Origin of the sequence: Microvirga solisilvae, assembly GCF_022808595.1 — a bacterium.
GTDB classification, from domain to species: domain Bacteria; phylum Pseudomonadota; class Alphaproteobacteria; order Rhizobiales; family Beijerinckiaceae; genus Microvirga; species Microvirga solisilvae.
Genome location: NZ_JAKUCN010000004.1, coordinates 114428 through 132971 on the forward strand (window position 1 = coordinate 114428; position 18544 = coordinate 132971).

Below are 18544 nucleotides of genomic sequence, written 5' to 3' on the forward strand. Positions count from 1 at the left end.
TCGAGAGGTTTGCGAAAACGGCCAGGCTGAAGCTTGGCCGTTTTTCTTTTGCGCAAAAGACCTCTTGCCAACGCCCCCCGACAGGCAGAGCATTCCTCCAAGTGGCCGTGAAGAGCGCGCTGACGGGGGTAGGGAGGAAACTACCATGGCACCCAACGGCAGAGGACCTTCGGGCCCGCGATGCATTGCCATCGTCGGCCCATTCCAGAGTGGCAAGACCACGCTGCTCGAAGCGATCTTGGAACGCACAGGCGCGGTTTCCCGCGCGGGACGTGTCGCCAATGGCGACAGTGTCGGCGATGCAAGCGCGGAAGCGCGCTCTCACGGCATGAGCATCGAGCCCAACGTGGCGACCGTCCAATTCCTCGGCGAGACGATGACCTTCGTCGATTGTCCCGGCTCCACGGAATTCCTGCACGAGATGCGCAATGTCATGCCCGTCTGCGATGCGGCCATCGTCGTATGCGAGGCGGATGAGCGCAAGATTCCCGCACTCGAAGTCATCCTGCGGGAATTAGAAGAAGCGGACATTCCACGCTTTCTCTTCATCAACAAAATCGATTCCGCGACGCAACGCGTGCGCGAGACATTAGGGCTTCTGCAAGAAGCGTCACGCACACCGTTGCTGTTGCGCCAGATCCCACTTTGGAAGGACGGCATTGCCGTCGGCTTCATCGACCTCGCGCTTGAGCGCGCTTTCATCTATCGCGAGCATGCGCCGAGCGAGGTTGTCGATATGCCGGATGGCGAAGCGCCGCGTGAGCGCGAGGCGCGCTTCTCGATGCTCGAACGGTTGGCCGATTACGACGACGAGCTGATGGAAGAGCTGATCTCCGAGATCGAGCCGCCGCGCGACCGCATCTTCGACGATCTGTCGAAGGAATTGCGCGAGCGGCACGTGGTGCCTGCCCTCATCGGCTCCGCCGAACGCGGCAATGGCGTGACGCGATTGCTGAAAGCGCTTCGCCACGAAGCGCCGGCGCTTGCGGAAACCCGCGCCAGGCTCGGCATTCCGGAAGAAGGTGCGCCATTAGCTCATGTGATGAAGACCCTTCACATGGGGCAGGGCGGCAAGCTCTCCGTTGCCCGCGTCATGCGCGGCACGTTCCATGAAGGCGACATGGTGGTGGGCTCGCGCGGTGCGGAAAGCCGCATCGGCAGCCTGCTGACGCTGGTCGGCGGCAACACCACGCGCAAAAGCGAAGCGATGGCAGGCGAGACGCTCGGCTTCGGACGTCTCGAAGGCGTTGCGACAGGCGACAGCTTCGCCTCGGGCAAGAACAGGCCCGAGACCATCATCTCCTCCGCGCCGCCTGAGCCTGTCTATGCGGTGGCGCTGAAGGTAAGGGATCGCAAGGACGATGTGCGCTTGTCATCGGCGCTCACGAAGATCACGGAAGAAGATCCGTCGCTCACGGTGGAAACCCGTCCCGAGATGGGCGAGATCCGGCTGCTCGGCCAGGGCGAGATGCATTTGCGTGTCGCGGTCGAAAAGCTTGCGTCACGCTTCCAGGTTGGCGTCGACATTTCAAAGCCGCGCGTTGCCTATTGCGAGACGATCAAACACCCGGCCACGGCGCGTGGCCGTCACCGCAAGCAGACCGGCGGTCACGGCCAGTACGGCGACGTGATGATCGAGATCAAGCCGCTGCCGCGCGGTGAAGGGTTTGCCTTCGAGGATCGCATCACGGGAGGTGTCGTGCCGCGTCAGTACATCCCTTCCGTGGAGACCGGGGTTCGCGATGCCTTGAAGAACGGCCCATTGGGCTTCCCGGTGGTCGATCTCGCAGTCAGCCTGACGGACGGCTCCTACCATACGGTGGATTCGTCCGATGCCGCTTTCCAGGCCGCCGCGAAACTGGCCTTGGCCGAGGCGTTGCCGAAGGCGAAGCCCGTACTTTTGGAGCCGATCCTGTCGGTGGAGATCGCGATCCCCACGGAGGCCCTGTCCAAGGCGACGGGTCTCGTTACGGCCCGGCGCGGCCAGATCCTCGGTTATGACGGACGGCCCGGCTGGTCGGGATGGGAGGTTCTCAGTGCCTCCATTCCGGAATCGGAAATCGGCGATCTGATCGTCGAGCTACGCTCCGTTACGGCAGGCGTCGGCACCTTCTCGACCCGGTTCGATCATATGGCGGAACTCAGTGGGAAAACGGCCGACATGATCGTGCTGAAGGCCCATTAAGACCATGGTCGGTGGGCACCACCACCCCTCGTTGTAGGCTGCCCATCGACAAATACTTCCTTCCGCGCCAATCTAAGCGCTATCGGAGACGCCATCTCCTCTAAGATAAACTCGCCCTGGAGCGGGAGGAAAAGAATGAATGCAACCCAATCGGCTGCTGTCGCGGGAGCCGCAGGCACTTCCTCGGACCGGCCCTGGCTCAAGTCCTACCCGACAAAAGTACCGCTGATCATCGACGATGCGGCCATTGGCACGCTCAACGATATCTTTCGCGCGGCTCTCGCCGAGTATCCGAATCGCGTGGCTGCGGAGAGCTTCGGCAAGCGCGTTACTTACGCGGAACTGGGACGCGCCGCCGATGCCGTCGCATCCTGGTTGCAGCAGCAGGGGCTGAAAAAGGGCGATCGCGTCGCGATCATGATGCCGAACGTGATGGCCTATCCGGCTGCAATCTACGGCATCCTGCAGGCCGGCGGCACGGTCGTGAACGTCAATCCGCTCTATACGCCGCGTGAGCTGACCTATCAGCTGCAGGATTCCGGCGCGCGCTTCCTCTTCGTGCTGGAGAATTTCGGTGCGACGGTGGAAGAGTCTCTTCCCGATCTCAATCTCGACCGCGTGATTGTGACGGCGCCAGGAGATCTGCTCGGGCTTAAGGGTTCCATCGTCAATCTCGTGTCGCGCCGTGTAAAGAAGGCTGTCAGACCGTTCAACCTGCCGAATGCCGTACCCTTCAAGACGGTGCTCAGCGAAGGCGCTCGCAAGAAGCCTCAGGCCGTTACCGTCACGCGCGACGACATCGCTTTCCTGCAATATACCGGCGGCACGACCGGCGTTGCGAAAGGCGCGGTTTTGCTGCACCGGAATGTTGTGGCGAACGTGCTGCAATGCGAGGCATGGATGCGTCCGTTCTTCGGCGAACGCGAAGATCATGTGATGGTGACTGCGCTGCCGCTCTATCACATCTTCGGCCTCACCGTGTGCTCGCTCTTCATGACGAAGATCGGCGGCTGTCAGCTTCTCATCGCCAATCCGCGCGACATTCCGGGCTTCGTGAAGACGCTTCAGAAAAGCAAGATTACGCTCATGTCCGGCGTGAACACGCTCTACAACGCGCTCGCTCATGCGCCGGGAATCGAGAAGGTCGATTTCTCGCAATTGGTGTTCGCCGTCGCGGGCGGCATGGCCACGCAGGAAACCGTTGCGAAGAAGTGGAAGTCGATCGCCGGCGTTCCCATCGTCGAGGGCTATGGCCTGTCCGAGACCTCGCCTGTGGCCTGCGCCAACAGGCTCGACATCGAGGAATTCACCGGTACCATCGGCTATCCGCTTCCCTCCACCGATGTGTCCATCCGCGCAACCGACGGCACCGTTCTCCCGGCGGGAGAGCGTGGCGAATTGTGCATCAAGGGGCCGCAAGTCATGGCGGGCTATTGGCAGCGCCCGGACGAAACCGCGAAGGTGATGACACAGGACGGTTTCTTCCGCAGCGGTGACGTGGCGGTGCTTCTGCCCGACGGACAGGTGAAGATCGTGGACCGGATGAAGGACATGATCCTGGTCTCCGGCTTCAACGTCTATCCCAACGAGGTCGAGGATGTGCTCGTGAGGCATCCGGGCGTCATGGAAGCCGCCGTGATCGGCCTGCCGGACGATCAATCGGGCGAGGCGGTCGTGGCTTATATCGTGCGCAAGGATCCTGGACTGACCGAGGAAGAGGTTCGTCTTTTCTGCCGGGAGAACATGACGGGCTACAAGGTGCCGCGCCGGATCGAGTTCAGGGAGCTATTGCCCAAGACCAATGTGGGCAAGGTTTTGCGCCGCGTGCTCAAGGAAGAGGTCACCAGGCCCTACGCGGACAAGCCCTGAAAAGAAAAAAGCCGGGCCAAAGGCCCGGCATAAAGTGAGGTCCGACAAATAAAAGTCAAAACCTTCCAGAGGGAACGGCCGACACAGCAGCGCCGGGAGGAAGAAAAAAGCACTGCCGCGTTGAAATCAGCCAATGCCCATATCGGCTGCATTCGACTTATTTGCAATGCAACATGCCTCATGAAAGGGCTGCGCTGCGCGCATGGCTTTTGCCAAGCTATGACACAAAACTGCCACGCTTCCTCAAGGGGCCTAGGAATCGGTGTCTGTTGGGAGGCTCAATAGGTCCAGCGCTGGGCCTTGGAGATCAGGAAGTCGCGGAAGGCCTGAACGCGGGCAACGGACCGCATTTCCTCAGCATAAACAAGGTAGCTGTCGAGAGAGGGCATCTCGACATCGCGCAGGATCTGAACGAGGTTCGGATTGCCGACCGCCGCATAATCCGGGAGCACGGCAATCCCGGCCCCGGTTTCGACCGCCAGCTTGAGGGCTGTAATATTGTTCACAATATAGTGATACTGGCGCGCCTCTTTGCCTTCGCGTCCGGCCGTTGAGAGCCAATGGACGGACATCAGGTAGGACGGCTGGTCGCCGCCGAACGAGATGATGCGGTGCTCGTCCAACTCCTCCAGGGATTTCGGCTCGCCGAAACGCTTGATGTAGTCGGTCGAGGCGTAGACGTGGAAGTGCACCGTGAAGAGGCGGCGTTGGATCAGGTCCGGCTGGGCCGGGCGGCGCAGGCGGATCGCGACGTCCGCCTCGCGCATCGCGAGATCCAGCTCCTCGTTGGAGAGGATCAGCTCGACCCGCACTTCCGGATAGAGATCCATGAACTCGGCGATGCGCTGGGCGAGCCAGATCGAGCCCAAGCCCACGGTGGTCGTCACCTTCAGCTCACCGGAGGGGCGTTCGCTGGTCTCGACGAGGCGTGCCTTGGTGGTTTCCAGGCGCATGCGCATGTCGCGAGCCGCGCGGAAGAGCAGGTCGCCCTGCTCGGTCAGGATCAGGCCGCGGGCATGGCGATGGAAGAGGGGGGCCTTCAATTCGCGCTCGAGGGCGCTGATCTGGCGGCTCACGGCGGATTGGCTCAGTCCCAGATCATCACCAGCGCGGGTGAAGCTGCCTGCCTCCGCGACGGTGTAGAAAATCCGGATCTTGTCCCAATCCACGGCAATCCCCTGAGGCCCCGCATTCCTGTAGCGCAGGGCTCCTTATCTCCGATGAGGAGACGGCAGGATGCAACAGGAATCCTGCCCCAGGGACAACCAGTTGTGAATAAACCCTATTCGGCGGCCTCTTGGGTGGCCTCCAGGGCCGCCAGATAGCGCTCCGCATCCAAGGCAGCCATGCAACCCATGCCTGCCGACGTCACGGCCTGGCGGTAAACGTCGTCCGTGACGTCGCCAGCGGCGAAAACGCCGGGGATGTTGGTGCCGGTGGATCCCGGATTCACCTGAAGGTAGCCGCCTGGCTTCATGTCGAGCTGGCCGACGAAGAGTTCCGTCGAAGGCTTGTGGCCGATGGCGATGAACACACCGTCGGTCTTGAAGTCCGAGACTTCGCCGGAGACGAGGTTCTTCAGCTTCAGATGGGTGACGGAGGAGGGGTTCTCTGTCCCGCAGATCTCCTCAACGGCGCTGTTCCAGAGCACCTCGATCTTGGGGTGCTTGAACAGGCGGTCCTGCAGAATGCGCTCGGCGCGAAGCGAGTCGCGGCGATGAACCAGGGTCACCTTGGAGGCGAGGTTGGCGAGATAGAGTGCCTCCTCGACGGCGGTGTTGCCGCCGCCCACCACCACGACTTCCTTGTTGCGGTAGAAGAAGCCGTCGCAGGTGGCGCAGGCCGAGACGCCGAAGCCCTGAAACAGGCCCTCCGAGGGCAGGCCCAGCCATTTGGCCTGGGCGCCCGTCGCGATAATCAGGGAATCGCAGGTATAGACGTCGCCGGAATCGCCTTCCAGGCGGAAGGGGCGCTGCTTCAGGTCGACCCTGGTGATGTGGTCCGAGATCATCTTGGTGCCCACATGCTCGGCCTGGAGGCGCATCTGCTCCATCAGCCAGGGGCCCTGGATCACTTCGGCGAAGCCCGGATAGTTCTCCACGTCGGTGGTGATCATCAGCTGACCGCCAGGCTGGAAGCCCGAGATCATCACGGGCTCGAGCAGGGCGCGCGCTGCATAGATCGCCGCCGTGTAGCCTGCGGGCCCTGAGCCGATGATGATGAGCTTGGCGTGGGAATGGGCCATCAGGTTAACTCCAGAGAAAAAGCCAGGTCAGACAAAATTCAGGTCCGGCAAGCCGAGCGAGCGGCGATGAAGGCTGAAGCCCCGGACGATGGCAGCAGCAATCTTGGGTGTAGAATTTAGGGGTTCGTAGGCCTGTCCTACAAGACGTCCCTCGAACGGATGCACAATTCCATGGCCCTTCAGGCGATCCATGTAAACATCCAGTTTCGGGTGCCCACCGGATGGCTCGAAGACCAGGATCGGCTTTCCGGTGGCCGCCGCCTCTCCGATCATGTTGAAGGAATCCGCTGTGGCGACGATGAAATCGGCCAGGCCGAGCATCGGCACATAGGGGTTCTCGCCCGTCCCGTCCCAGAAGAAGGCGCTGTGCCTGCCGGCGATGTCGATAAGGGCCTGCCGCAGGGTCTCAGGCGTACGGCGGGAGGCGGTGATCATCAGCCCTGCGCCTGATTCCGCCAGTGTCGCCAGATCCTTGCCGAGACGGGCGATATCTTGCTCGGTGAAGCGATGGTGACGGCTGTCGCCGCCTATCAGCACCGCCACGCGAGGGTGTGGCAGAGCGGCGAGGCGCTGATCGGGTTGGGACTTGGCTGCTGCGATCCTCTCCGCCGAGACACGGTGTGGCGGTGTGAGCGTGGTGAGCACGTTGGGGCCACGCACGCGGTCATATTCCGGCGACCAGATGAAATCGGCGGTCTTCGGGCCCGTGCGCGGGTCCTTCAGGAAGACCGTATACGCTCGACCGCCTGAGGCGCGCTTCACGAAGCGTAGATAGGGCACGGCTCTGCGGCCGGAGGCGATGAGGAGATCGGGGTAGGGCAGGCTGAGGGGGCTGTCTTTTGCCGATGGCCGCTCACGCGGGTCGATGGGTCCCCAGGGCATCGCCCAGGTGAATGGCGCGCGGGGACGGATTCTTCTGATCTCCGGCCGGACGCCCAGGGCCTCGACGACGCTCAGCGCCTGAAGCTCGTCTCCGGCCTTGCCATCGGTCAGAACCCAGGTGATAAGGCCGGTATCGTCACGCAACATTTGATCAATGAGCCTGTGGAGTTCATCCGGTTCGTTGCGACTTAATCGCCTGTCCGGCTTGTGCAGACCCTTTACACGGTCTACTCAGCCAAGACGAGTTTTTTGACTGAAGGCCGTATGATCCTGACCTTAAGAGTTGGGCATGCGCCTCTTGGAGTGACCGTGCGCGGACGCCTCGATTCCATTGACTGGGCCATTTTGAAGGAACTGCAAGCCGACGGCAGCATCACCAATGTGGAGCTAGCCCGACGCGTCGGCCTTTCAGCTCCGCCATGCCTGCGCCGCGTGCGTGCGCTGGAGAGCGCGGGCATCATCAAGGCCTATCGCGCCATTCTCGACCCGAAGGGTCTGGGCTTCGAGATCGTGTGCTTCGCCATGGTGCAGCTCGATGTGCAGGGCAAGAAGGAACTGCAGGAATTCGAGCAGCGGGTGAAGGATTGGCCCATGGTCCGCGAATGCTGGACCCTGTCGGGCGATATCGACTTCATCATGAAATGCGTGGCTCCGAACTTAGGCGCATTCCAGGGCCTCGTCTCCGAGCTCACATCGTTGCCCAATGTGCGCAATGTCCGCACGGCGCTCACCCTCGACCTCATCAAGGACGAGCCGCTGGTGCCGATCGACGATGTGGCGGAAGTCGCAGAATAAAATTTAAAGCCAGTCAGAGCCTGCGCCGCAGCCACCAGACGTAGTGCTGGGCCATGGCGACCGCGCGGCCCCGCTCGTTCGGCTCCAGGCTGCTGGTATCCGGGTCCCGGGCCGCATGCTGCGGATGTCGGGCGAGGATCTGCCCTTTCGGGCCGACGGCGAGCGCCTCGCCGTCCATGCCGTCGCTTCCGCCTCCACCTCCGCCGCGGCGCCAGCCAACCCCGTTATCGGGAAAGGGCGTCAGGAAGATACCGGTGATCACCAGCACGAAGCGCGGCCCGCGCGGATCGATCCGGTCCGCGAAGGAGCGACGCAACTCGTCGAGGGCCGCTTGGCCGACGAGGTCGGCAAACGGGCCGAGACCCTTCGCCTTCAACGGGCTGACATCAACTGAAAAGGACGAGAAGCCCGGCGGAAAACCCTGAGCCTGGGCCGGACCAGCCGTGATTAGGCCCGTGCCGGCAAGGGCGGCACAGGCGAAGCTCAGGAGAAAAGAGCGGCGGGATTTAAAGGGCATGGTCTGATCTCTCATCGATGCCCCCTTCAATCTATCAGGCGCCGAAGCGGACGCCCACGACCTCGTAGGATTTGCCGCCACCGGGGGTCGACACTTCAACCGTGTCGCCGATGGTCTTGCCCATCAGGGCGCGAGCGATAGGGGAGGCGACGGAGACACGGCCGGAGCGCACATCGGCCTCGGGCTCGCCCACGATCTGATAGGTCTTCTCCTCCTCGGTGTCCTCATCCACCAGCTTCACGGTTGCGCCGAACTTGATCCGGTCGCCCGAGAGCTTGGTGATATCGATGACCTCCGCGCGAGAAATCAGGCTTTCCAGCTCCAGGATGCGGCCCTCGTTGAGGGACTGGGCTTCCTTGGCCGCATGGTATTCGGCGTTTTCCGACAAGTCGCCGAGCGCACGCGCTTCGGCAATGGCCTGAATGATCCGGGGGCGTTCAACCTGTTGACGGTGCTTGAGTTCTTCCTCGAGCGCAGCAAAACCCTTGATCGTCAGAGGGACCTTGTCCATCGTTTGTCTCGTCTAAAAAGAGGTACGAGGCCGCTGTTTCCAGCGCCCTCGCATGTCAGCGAAAACTTATCAAAAGCTTCGCAGTTCCATTGTGCAGGCAGAATGCCTCAGGCGAAATAGTCCTGAAGAGCCCTGACCTCGAGATCGCCACCGAGATAGGCCTTGATGCCCTCGGCAGCGGCGACCGCTCCTGCAAGAGTGGTGTAGTAAGGTATCTTATGCAAGAGGGCAGCCTGACGAAGGCTGCGAGAATCTGACAGGGCACCCGCGCCTTCGGTGGTGTTGAAGACCAACTGGATGTCGCCGTTCTTCATGGCATCGACCACATGGGGGCGGCCTTCCAGCACCTTGTTGATGCGCTTGGCCTTCACGCCCTTCTCTTCCAGGTACTTCTGAGTACCGGCCGTGGCCACGATTTGGAAGCCGAGCTCCTCCAGCATCTGGACGGCCGGAAGAATGCGCTCCTTGTCCGAGTCGCGGACCGAAACGAAGAGGGTGCCGGTCTTCGGAACCTGGCTGCCGGCGCCGAGCTGGCTCTTGGCAAAGGCCACGCCGAAGCCCCGGTCGAGGCCGATGACCTCGCCTGTGGAGCGCATCTCCGGGCCGAGCAGCACGTCGACGCCGGGGAAGCGGTTGAAGGGGAACACGGCTTCCTTCACGCCGATATGCGGCAGCTCCTTCGGGGTGAGGCCGAACTTGGCCAGGTTCTCGCCGGCCATGATGCGGGCCGCAATCTTGGCGATGGGCTCGCCGATGACCTTGGCCACGAAGGGGACGGTACGAGAAGCGCGGGGGTTCACCTCGAGCACGTAGATCGCGCCGTCCTTGATGGCGTATTGCACGTTCATCAAGCCGCCGACGTCGAGGGCCAGGGCCATCGCCTTTGTCTGGCGCTCCAGTTCGGCAATGGTCTCTTCCGAGAGCGAGCGGGGCGGCAGCGAGCAGGCGGAATCGCCCGAGTGGATGCCCGCTTCCTCGATATGCTCCATGATGCCTGCGATGAAGGTGTCCTTGCCGTCGCAGAGGCAGTCCACGTCCACCTCGATGGCGTCCGAGAGATAGCGGTCGAAGAGCAGCGGGTTCTTGCCGAGAACCGTGTTGATCTGACCGGTCTTGTCGTTCGGATAACGCGCCTTGATGTCGGACGGGATCAGGCTGGGCAGGGTGCCGAGCAGGTAATCCTCGAACTGCGTCTCGTCGCGGATGATCGCCATGGCGCGGCCGCCGAGCACGTAAGAGGGGCGCACCACGAAGGGCAGGCCGAGATCGGCGGCGATGAGGCGAGCCTGTTCCACCGAATAGGCGATGCCGTTCTTCGGCTGCTTCAGATGCAACTTGTCGAGGAGACGCTTGAACCGGTCGCGGTCTTCGGCGAGGTCGATGGCATCCGGCGAGGTGCCGAGGATCTGCACATCCGCTTCTTCGAGCGCGCGAGCGAGCTTCAGCGGCGTCTGGCCGCCGAACTGCACGATTACGCCATGGAGCGTGCCCTTGGAACGTTCGGTCTCGATGATTTCCAGCACGTCTTCCTGCGTCAGCGGCTCGAAATAGAGCCTGTCGGAGGTGTCGTAGTCGGTCGACACAGTCTCCGGGTTGCAGTTGATCATGATGGTCTCAAAGCCTGCATCCTTGAGCGCGAAGCAGGCATGGCAGCAGCAATAGTCGAACTCGATGCCTTGGCCGATGCGGTTCGGGCCGCCACCGAGAATGATGACCTTCTTCTTATCCGAGGGATTGGCCTCGTCCGCAGGCTGGCCTGCGAACGGCGCGGTATAGGTCGAGTACATGTAGGCGGTGGGCGAAGCGAACTCCGCCGCGCAGGTGTCGATGCGCTTGAAGACAGGGCGCACGCCAACGGCGCGGCGCGCCTCGCGCACTTCCGCTTCCGTCTTGTTCGTGAGCACGGCGAGACGCGCATCGGAGAAGCCGAGCGCCTTGATCTGACGGAACGCGCCGGGAGTTTTCGGCAGGCCGTGAGACTTCACCTTCGCTTCCATGTCGACGATGTCCTGAAGCTGCTCCAGGAACCAGGGATCGATCTTGCAGCTGTCGTAGACTTCGTCGTGGCTGATGCCGAGGCGAAGCGCCTGCGCGACCTTCAGGATGCGGTCGGGAGTCGGCGTGCCGATGGCGGCCTTGATCGCGTTCTTGTCGTCACCCTTGCCGAGACCTTCGATCTCGATTTCGTCGAGTCCGGTGAGGCCCGTCTCAAGCGAGCGCAGCGCCTTCTGCAGCGATTCCGGGAAGGAACGGCCAATCGCCATCGCCTCGCCCACCGACTTCATGGCGGTGGTGAGCGTCGGATCGGCGCCGGGGAATTTCTCGAAGGCGAAGCGCGGAATCTTCGTGACCACGTAATCGATGGTGGGCTCGAAGGAAGCAGGCGTTGCGCCGCCGGTGATGTCGTTGGCGATCTCATCCAGCGTGTAGCCGACCGCGAGCTTCGCGGCGACCTTCGCAATCGGGAAGCCGGTGGCTTTCGAGGCGAGCGCGGAGGAGCGTGACACGCGCGGGTTCATCTCGATCACGATCATGCGCCCGTTCTCCGGGTTGATCGCGAACTGCACGTTCGAGCCGCCGGTCTCGACGCCGATCTCGCGCAGCACCGCCAGCGAGGCGTCGCGCATGATCTGATATTCCTTGTCGGTGAGCGTCAGCGCCGGAGCGACGGTGATCGAGTCGCCCGTATGCACGCCCATCGGATCGAAGTTCTCGATGGAGCAGATGATGATGCAGTTATCCGCCTTGTCGCGGACGACCTCCATCTCGTACTCCTTCCAGCCGAGCACGCTTTCCTCGATCAACACTTCGTTGGTGGGCGAGGCGTCGAGGCCGCGCTCCACGATATCGAGAAACTCTTCGCGGTTATAGGCAATGCCGCCGCCGGTGCCGCCCATGGTGAAGGACGGACGAAGGATGGCGGGCAGGCCCACTTCGGCGAGCGCCAGCAGCGCCTCGCCCATGGCGTGCTCCTGGTAACGCTTGCGGCGTTCGTTTTCGCCTGCATCCCATTTCAGCTTGTAGGCAGCGATCATCCGCTTCTTGTCGCCGGGATGAATGTCGAGTGCTTCCATGCGCGCCAGCTCGGCGAGATAGGCGTCGCGGTCGGCCTTCTTGAGAGCCGAGGCGTTGGCGAGACGCGACTTCGGCGTGTCGAGGCCGATCTTGGTCATGGCCTCGCGGAAGAGGTGACGGTCTTCCGCCTTGTCGATGGCCTCCGCCGTCGCGCCGATCATCTCGACATTGAACTTGTCGAGCACGCCCATCTTCTTGAGGGAGAGGGCGCAGTTCAGCGCCGTCTGACCGCCCATGGTGGGCAGGATGGCGTCCGGGCGCTCCTTCTCGATGATCTTGGCGACGATCTCAGGGGTGATCGGCTCCACATAGGTGGCGTCCGCGAGATCGGGATCGGTCATGATCGTCGCGGGGTTCGAGTTCACCAGGATGACTCGGTAGCCTTCCTCCTTCAGGGCCTTCACGGCCTGAGTGCCCGAATAATCGAACTCACAGGCCTGACCGATGATGATCGGTCCGGCACCGATAATGAGAATGGAGGAAATGTCTGTCCGCTTCGGCATAGGGCCACCCAGGCGTGTCCAGCCGCGCGGCCGCTGATTGCGGCGCTACTCGCGCAGCCGGGATGTGTCAGATTGAAGGTTGAGAGAGGCTCTTACACGGTGCTGTCACAAATTCAAAGCCTCAAGCCATGATTTGGCGGCAAGTCTCCCATGGGGCATGATCGCCTGGGCAGCGAACAAGATTTCATGGGAGCAGAATATGGCCGAAGAGCCGCGCTGGGCTGTGATTACCGGGGCATCGAGTGGAATCGGAGCTGAATTGGCCCGGATTTTCGCTTCGAAAGGCTATTTTCTGGTTCTAGTCGCCCGGCGGCACGAGCGGCTGGAGGCCCTGGCCGAGGAGGTTCAGCGCACCCATGGCGTCCAGGCCGAGGCCATGGCGCTCGATCTGGAGGACAGGGAAGCGCCCCAAGACCTTGTCGACATGCTCCGCGACAGGGGCATTCAGGTCCATACGCTTGTGAACAACGCCGGTTTCGGGCTGAGGGGCGATTTCGCAACCCTGCCGTCCGAGCGCCAGCTTGCCATGATCGACCTGAATGTCGGGGCGCTCACGGCATTATCCCGCCTGTTGCTGCCCAGCATGATGGAGCGGGGAAAGGGCGGCATCCTAAACGTAGCCTCAACGGCAGCGTTCCAGGCCGGCCCCCACATGGCCGTCTATTACGCCACCAAGGCTTTCGTGCTCTCCCTGTCCGAGGCGCTCCATGAGGAGGCCAAGCCCCACGGCGTGACGGTGACGGCTCTCTGCCCCGGCTCGACCGAGAGCGAGTTTTCCGCAACGGCGGATGTGGAATATTCCAGGACCCTGAGGCCCACCCTCATGACGGCCGGGGAAGTGGCGCGGATCGGCGTCGAGGGCTACGAGGCGGGCAAGGCCATCGTGATTCCCGGAGGCGGCAATTGGCTCGGAACGATCGGAGCCAAGTTCCTTCCGCGCAGGATCGTGCGCAGAATCGCCGGACGCCTTCAGAAAGGCGAGGTGACGGGGCGCTCGGAAGAGGCTAACGACAACGCGTGACCGCGCTTCCACCCCTCCATCGCCTGAGCCGCCAGTTCATTGCCTTCTTCGGTGTCGGCCTGGCCGCAGCCGTTGCGCATTACGGCCTGCTCATCCTTCTCGTCGAGGGAGGAGGGATGCATCCCGTACCGGCGACGCTTGCCGGCTACGTGGCAGGCGGATTAGTGTCCTATTTGCTCAACCGGAGGCACACTTACCGAAGCGACCGTCCTCACCGTGAAGCCACCTGGCGTTTCGCCCTCGTCGCGTTTGTCGGCTTCCTGATGACCTGGTTCCTCATGCATGCCTTCACCGTTTGGCTCGGTGGGCCCTATCTGCCGGCGCAGGTCATCACCACCGGCGTGGTGATGCTGTGGAGCTTCATGGCACACAAGATCTGGACATTTGCATAAGGAAGCAGCGTTTCACGCCTGCGTATTGAACGTTCCAGTATTCCAGCGCAGGCCTGGGCTGCATTCCTACGGGTCGTCAGAATCTTTTTGCAATGCAATAAGTGCAACCTCATTTTCCTCCGAATTTTTCAAGGTCCTCCATGTCCAATCTGGCGATTGCAGAAGAAGCGCACTCGGCTGCTCCCACCATTGAGCAGCCCGCTTCCAGATCGCGTTTCGCGGTCGCTCTCATCGAGCTGGCGCTCGCCGTCGGCAGCTTTGGCATCGGCACAGGCGAGTTCGCGATCATGGGGCTCCTGCCCAACCTCGCTCAGGAATTCGCCGTCACGACGCCGCAAGCGGGCTATGCCATCAGCGCCTATGCCCTCGGCGTGGTGATCGGCGCGCCTATCATCGCCGTGCTCGCGGCAAAGCTCCCGCGCCAGACGCTGCTCTTGATGCTCATGGCGATCTTCGCCATTGGCAACGGAGTGAGCGCTGTTGCGCCGACTTTCGAATCCTTCGTGCTCATGCGCTTTCTGACCGGTCTTCCGCATGGTGCCTATTTCGGCGTGGCGGCGCTGGTGGCGGCTTCACTCGTGGAGCCCAACAAGCGCACGCAGGCGGTCGCTCGCGTGATGCTGGGCCTGACGGTAGCGACGCTGATCGGCACGCCGATCATGACGTTCTTCGGGCAGATTCTGAATTGGCGCATCCTGTTCGCCTCGGTCGGCGTCATGGGTGCGCTGACGGTTGCGCTCATCTGGCTCTTCCTGCCGAAGGACAAGGTGGAGGAGGGCGCAAGCCCTATGCGCGAGCTTGGGGCCTTCAAGCGCAAGCAAGTGTGGTTCACGCTCGCCATTGGCGCGGTCGGCTTTGGCGGACTGTTCTCGGTGTTCTCCTACATCGCATCGACGGCGACACAGGTTGCGGGTATGCCCGAAAGTGCCGTGCCGCTGATGATGGCTCTCTTCGGCTCGGGCATGATCGTCGGCAATCTCGTTGGCGCATGGCTTGCGGACAAGAACCTGATCGGAACGATTGCGGGAACCCTGGGCGGTAGCGCGGTCGTAATGACCCTGTTTTGGCTTTACACCGATAATCCCTATCTGCTGTCGATCTTCGTCTTCCTCGTCGGCTGCAGCGTCGCGCTTGGACCAGCGCTTCAGATACGCCTGATGGATGTGGCGGCGGATGCGCAAACGCTCGCTGCCGCCTCGAACCATTCGGCCTTCAACATTGCCAATGCGCTCGGCGCGTGGCTTGGCGGTCTTGCGATTGCTGCTGGCTACGGTTTCGAGTCGACCGGTTGGGTCGGCGCCGTTCTCGCCGTTGCTGGACTTGGCGTGCTGGCCTGGTCGGTTGCGAGCGAGAAACGCTCCCTCGCAAAGGCCTAAGCCACACGCCCGATAAAGGTCATGCGTGCCTGGTTGTGTCCGAAGTTGCGCGGGGCACGCTCCGGCGTGAAGCCGGCATCCTGAAGGATGTCGACCATCTCGTCCTCGCTGTACTGCGCCAAGCCGATTTCCTCACGGATCTTGCGATATTCCGAAAAAGCCGTGCGGGCGAGGCCCGCGAGAGCGGATTTCAAGAAGCCTCCGTGCCATGCGAAGGACAGAAGAGCTTTGGCATCCGTGATCGGGCTCACATCCGGCGGGATCACATCGGCGATGACGACTTGCCCGCCGCTCTTGAGCTTGGCGCGCCAGAGCTTCAACAGGCCGCGCAATTCATCGAGTGAGAGATATTGCAGGAGCGAGTTCACGACGATCAGATCGAGAGAGGCATCCGCAATATTCGCCACTTGGTCAGGCGACAGAATGGCAATGCGTTCAGCGGCACCGAACTTTGCCTGTAGCCGCTCACGCACAAGAGGCGCAGCATCGCTTAAGTAGAGCTTCCTGCATTTGGCCGCCACCTGATCGGCGAAGAGCGCTTCGCCGCATCCGTAATCGAGCACGATCGCATCGCGTGACGGAATATGGCCGATGATATCGCTCGCCACGCGCTTGTAGTGCAGCAGCTTGTGTCGCTCGCCCGAATAGATCGGCGTGTCTTGGTTCCAGTAATCGCGCCAGTTCATCATGGCCAAGTTCTAGCCCAAGCTTAAGCCTGCGTCATCCCGTTGCCTGAGCCCTGCGAAGGATCGAGATGTTCAGTTCAGATCACATGCCCAGCAGCATCGCAGCGACCGCGCGGTCGATGGAGAGGTAGAACATGATGAAGGCCACAGCCGCCGCGATGCCGAACTCGAAAGCCTGGCTCTTCAGAAGGCGGAACTTGGCAAAAGCGCTCTGGCCGAAGATGGAGAGCAGCCACGCGGTGGTGAGCACGACGGGGAAAACGAAGAGATAGGACCACGTGCTCTCGACAGTGCCCACATTGGTGGGATCGAGAAGGGGGCGGATGTTGCGCACCCAAGGCGCATAGGCAGCCGCATAAAGCGAGGTCAGCCAGGAGAGCGTGACGGCGATGCCGAGGTGAAATGTGAAGAGATTGTGCAAGCGGCTGAATTCGCCGGACTCGTGATCAAAATCCATCGGAGAAACCCCCAAAATATAGCCCAGAATCATTTAATTTTATGGTTAACCAGTGGTTAACGTGATTTGGGGGAACGAAGCAATATTCGCGTTTGTCGCGGCTTCAAAAGCTTTGCGCCGCCGCTCGGTGTGAGCGACGGCGCAAGAGGAATCGTCTCCAGCAATCGGGCGATCAGCGCTTCGCCTTGCCCTCATCCATCAGCTTCACGAAGCGATCGAAGAGGTAGTGGCTGTCCTGCGGGCCGGGGGAGGCTTCAGGGTGGTACTGCACCGAGAAGGCCGGGCGGTCGGTGAGCGCGATGCCGCAATTCGAGCCGTCGAACAGAGAGACGTGGGTCTCCGTCGCGTTCGCCGGAAGCGTTGCCGGATCCACCGCAAAGCCATGGTTCATGGAGGTGATCTCCACCTTGCCGGTGGTCTTGTCCTTCACCGGATGGTTCGCGCCGTGGTGGCCCTGATGCATCTTCTGCGTCTTGGCGCCAACGGCCAGGCTCAGCATCTGGTGGCCGAGGCAGATGCCGAAGGTCGGGATCTTCTCTTCCAGCACCTTCTGGATCACCGGCACGGCATATTCGCCAGTGGCCGCCGGATCGCCAGGGCCGTTGGAGAGGAACACGCCGTCGGGCTTGAGAGCCAGAACCTCGTCCGCCGTGGCGGTGGCGGGAACGACCGTGACCTTGCAGCCGGCACGGGCGAGGAGGCGCAGGATATTGCGCTTCACGCCGTAATCGATAGCGACCACATGGTGCTTCGCCTCGCCGTCCTGATGGCCGTAGCCTTCGCCGCGGTTCCAGGTGGTCTCGTCCCAGTCGAAACGCTGAGTGCTCGTGACGAGGGGCACGAGGTCGAGGCCGTCCATGGAGGGAAGGGCAGCTGCCTTGGCCTTGAGGGCCGCGAGGTCGAACTCGCCTTTGGGATTGTGGGCAATGACCGCGTTCGGCATGCCCTTGTCGCGGATGAGGGCGGTGAGCGCGCGGGTGTCGATGCCGGTCAGGCCCACGATCTGGCGTGCTTTCAGCCAAGCGTCGAGGTCGCGGGAGGCGCGCCAGTTGGAGGGCTCGGTGATGGTGGCGGCGAGCACCACGCCACGGACGCCCGAGGACGAGGCGGCGTTCACGCTCTCGATGTCCTCGTCGTTGGTGCCCACGTTGCCGATATGCGGGAAGGTGAAGGTGATGATCTGCCCAGCATAGGACGGGTCGGTCAGGATCTCCTGATAACCCGTCATGGCCGTGTTGAAGCAGACCTCGCCGGTGGCCTCGCCCTCGGCGCCGATGCCGAAGCCTTCCAGCACCGTGCCGTCCTGGAGCACGAGAACGGCCGTCGCGCGCGGCTCTTCCCAGCCACTCGCTGTGTCTTTGTCTTGCAGCATCGTCATGATCTCTTTAAGTCCGAGGCCAACAGGCCGTGCTTGAGCAGGCCCGTTCCGGGCCGACCGTGAACTGTCCCCCACGACTTAAGGGGCCGGTCGCGTCCCGTCAACGCTTGAAGCACCTTAAAACCAAGGAGATCCGCATGCTGCGAGACCGTTTTACCGCCGAGATGAAAGAGGCCATGAAGGCTGGCGACAAGGGCAAGCTTGGCGCGATCCGCCTGATTCAGGCTGCCTTGAAGGACAAGGACATCGAGGCCCGGGGCAACGGCAAGGAGCCGCTCTCCGACGAGGAAATCCTGGCTCTCCTCCAGAAAATGGTGAAGCAGCGCCAGGAATCGATCGCCATGTACGAGCAGGGCGGCCGCCAGGAACTCGCCGACCAGGAGAAGAACGAGGTCGCCGTCATCTCCGCCTATCTGCCGAAGCAGATGAGCGAGGACGAAACCAAGGCCGCCATCCAGGCCGCCATCGCCGAGACCGGCGCCGCCTCCATGAAGGACATGGGCAAGGTCGTGGCTGCGCTTCGCGCCAAGTATGTGGGCCAGATGGATTTCGCCAAGGCCAGCGGCCTCGTGAAGGACATGCTGCCCAAGGGCTGATCCGCTTCGACCCCGTGAGAATACGACATGAGCCCGCCGGACAGGCGGGCTTTTGC

The 18544-nt window shown here is 62.2% G+C and carries 16 protein-coding genes; 7 read left to right on the plus strand and 9 right to left on the minus strand.

What is annotated here, in order from left to right; translation table 11 throughout:
- Positions 1–145 precede the first annotated feature (145 nt).
- Complete coding sequence (locus MJ639_RS10300) at positions 146–2185, plus strand: elongation factor G (RefSeq protein WP_243371308.1); 2040 nt, start codon at positions 146–148, stop codon at positions 2183–2185.
- Positions 2186–2320: 135 nt separating this feature from the next.
- Positions 2321–4054 carry an AMP-binding protein gene (locus tag MJ639_RS10305; RefSeq protein ID WP_243371310.1) on the plus strand — a complete coding sequence of 578 codons (1734 nt, stop codon included), beginning with the start codon at positions 2321–2323 and terminating at the stop codon, positions 4052–4054.
- A 278-nt stretch (positions 4055–4332) separates the two neighbouring features.
- Here MJ639_RS10305 and MJ639_RS10310 read toward each other — a convergent pair whose 3' ends face one another.
- From MJ639_RS10310 to MJ639_RS10320, 3 genes are all read right to left on the minus strand, one after another.
- Positions 4333–5223: a LysR family transcriptional regulator gene (locus MJ639_RS10310; protein WP_243371312.1), complete on the minus strand. Its 891-nt coding sequence runs from the start codon at positions 5221–5223 to the stop codon at positions 4333–4335.
- 113 nt (positions 5224–5336) lie between these two features.
- Complete coding sequence (gene trxB, locus MJ639_RS10315; protein ID WP_243371316.1) at positions 5337–6299, minus strand: thioredoxin-disulfide reductase; 963 nt, start codon at positions 6297–6299, stop codon at positions 5337–5339.
- Positions 6300–6326: 27 nt separating this feature from the next.
- Positions 6327–7328, minus strand: coding sequence for a mitochondrial fission ELM1 family protein (locus tag MJ639_RS10320; protein ID WP_243371323.1), 1002 nt, complete (start codon positions 7326–7328; stop codon positions 6327–6329).
- Between the two features lie 162 nt (positions 7329–7490).
- On the opposite strand from MJ639_RS10320, the gene MJ639_RS10325 reads away from it, so the two are divergent.
- Complete coding sequence (locus MJ639_RS10325; RefSeq protein WP_243371325.1) at positions 7491–7976, plus strand: Lrp/AsnC family transcriptional regulator; 486 nt, start codon at positions 7491–7493, stop codon at positions 7974–7976.
- A 13-nt stretch (positions 7977–7989) separates the two neighbouring features.
- On the opposite strand, the gene MJ639_RS10330 is transcribed toward MJ639_RS10325, so the two are convergent.
- The 3 genes from MJ639_RS10330 to carB all read right to left on the minus strand — a co-directional run bounded on the left by MJ639_RS10330 (position 7990) and on the right by carB (position 12582).
- Positions 7990–8493 carry a hypothetical protein gene (locus tag MJ639_RS10330; RefSeq protein WP_243371326.1) on the minus strand — a complete coding sequence of 168 codons (504 nt, stop codon included), beginning with the start codon at positions 8491–8493 and terminating at the stop codon, positions 7990–7992.
- Between the two features lie 34 nt (positions 8494–8527).
- Positions 8528–9004: a transcription elongation factor GreA gene (gene greA, locus MJ639_RS10335; protein WP_243371328.1), complete on the minus strand. Its 477-nt coding sequence runs from the start codon at positions 9002–9004 to the stop codon at positions 8528–8530.
- Between the two features lie 107 nt (positions 9005–9111).
- Complete coding sequence (gene carB / locus MJ639_RS10340; protein ID WP_243371337.1) at positions 9112–12582, minus strand: carbamoyl-phosphate synthase large subunit; 3471 nt, start codon at positions 12580–12582, stop codon at positions 9112–9114.
- Positions 12583–12781: 199 nt separating this feature from the next.
- On the opposite strand from carB, the gene MJ639_RS10345 reads away from it, so the two are divergent.
- The 3 genes from MJ639_RS10345 to MJ639_RS10355 all read left to right on the plus strand — a co-directional run bounded on the left by MJ639_RS10345 (position 12782) and on the right by MJ639_RS10355 (position 15371).
- On the plus strand, positions 12782–13603 hold the full coding sequence (locus tag MJ639_RS10345) for an SDR family NAD(P)-dependent oxidoreductase (RefSeq protein ID WP_243371339.1): 822 nt from the start codon (positions 12782–12784) through the stop codon (positions 13601–13603).
- Positions 13600–13995, plus strand: a complete 396-nt coding sequence (locus MJ639_RS10350; protein ID WP_243371340.1) for a GtrA family protein — start codon at positions 13600–13602, stop codon at positions 13993–13995. The genes MJ639_RS10345 and MJ639_RS10350 overlap by 4 nt, the downstream gene beginning before the upstream one ends.
- A 140-nt stretch (positions 13996–14135) precedes the next feature.
- The gene (locus tag MJ639_RS10355; protein ID WP_243371342.1) at positions 14136–15371 is read left to right on the plus strand and encodes an MFS transporter; all 1236 of its coding nucleotides are present in this window, start codon (positions 14136–14138) and stop codon (positions 15369–15371) included.
- Here MJ639_RS10355 and MJ639_RS10360 read toward each other — a convergent pair.
- The 3 genes from MJ639_RS10360 to carA form a co-directional block, all read right to left on the minus strand.
- The gene (locus tag MJ639_RS10360; protein WP_243371344.1) at positions 15368–16060 is read right to left on the minus strand and encodes a class I SAM-dependent methyltransferase; all 693 of its coding nucleotides are present in this window, start codon (positions 16058–16060) and stop codon (positions 15368–15370) included. The genes MJ639_RS10355 and MJ639_RS10360 overlap by 4 nt on opposite strands.
- 79 nt (positions 16061–16139) lie before the next feature.
- Positions 16140–16514, minus strand: a complete 375-nt coding sequence (locus tag MJ639_RS10365; protein WP_243371347.1) for a hypothetical protein — start codon at positions 16512–16514, stop codon at positions 16140–16142.
- A 172-nt stretch (positions 16515–16686) separates the two neighbouring features.
- Complete coding sequence (gene carA / locus MJ639_RS10370; RefSeq protein ID WP_243371353.1) at positions 16687–17886, minus strand: glutamine-hydrolyzing carbamoyl-phosphate synthase small subunit; 1200 nt, start codon at positions 17884–17886, stop codon at positions 16687–16689.
- A 143-nt stretch (positions 17887–18029) separates the two neighbouring features.
- On the opposite strand from carA, the gene MJ639_RS10375 reads away from it, so the two are divergent.
- Positions 18030–18488, plus strand: coding sequence for a GatB/YqeY domain-containing protein (locus MJ639_RS10375; protein WP_243371355.1), 459 nt, complete (start codon positions 18030–18032; stop codon positions 18486–18488).
- The last annotated feature ends 56 nt before the right edge of the window (positions 18489–18544 follow it).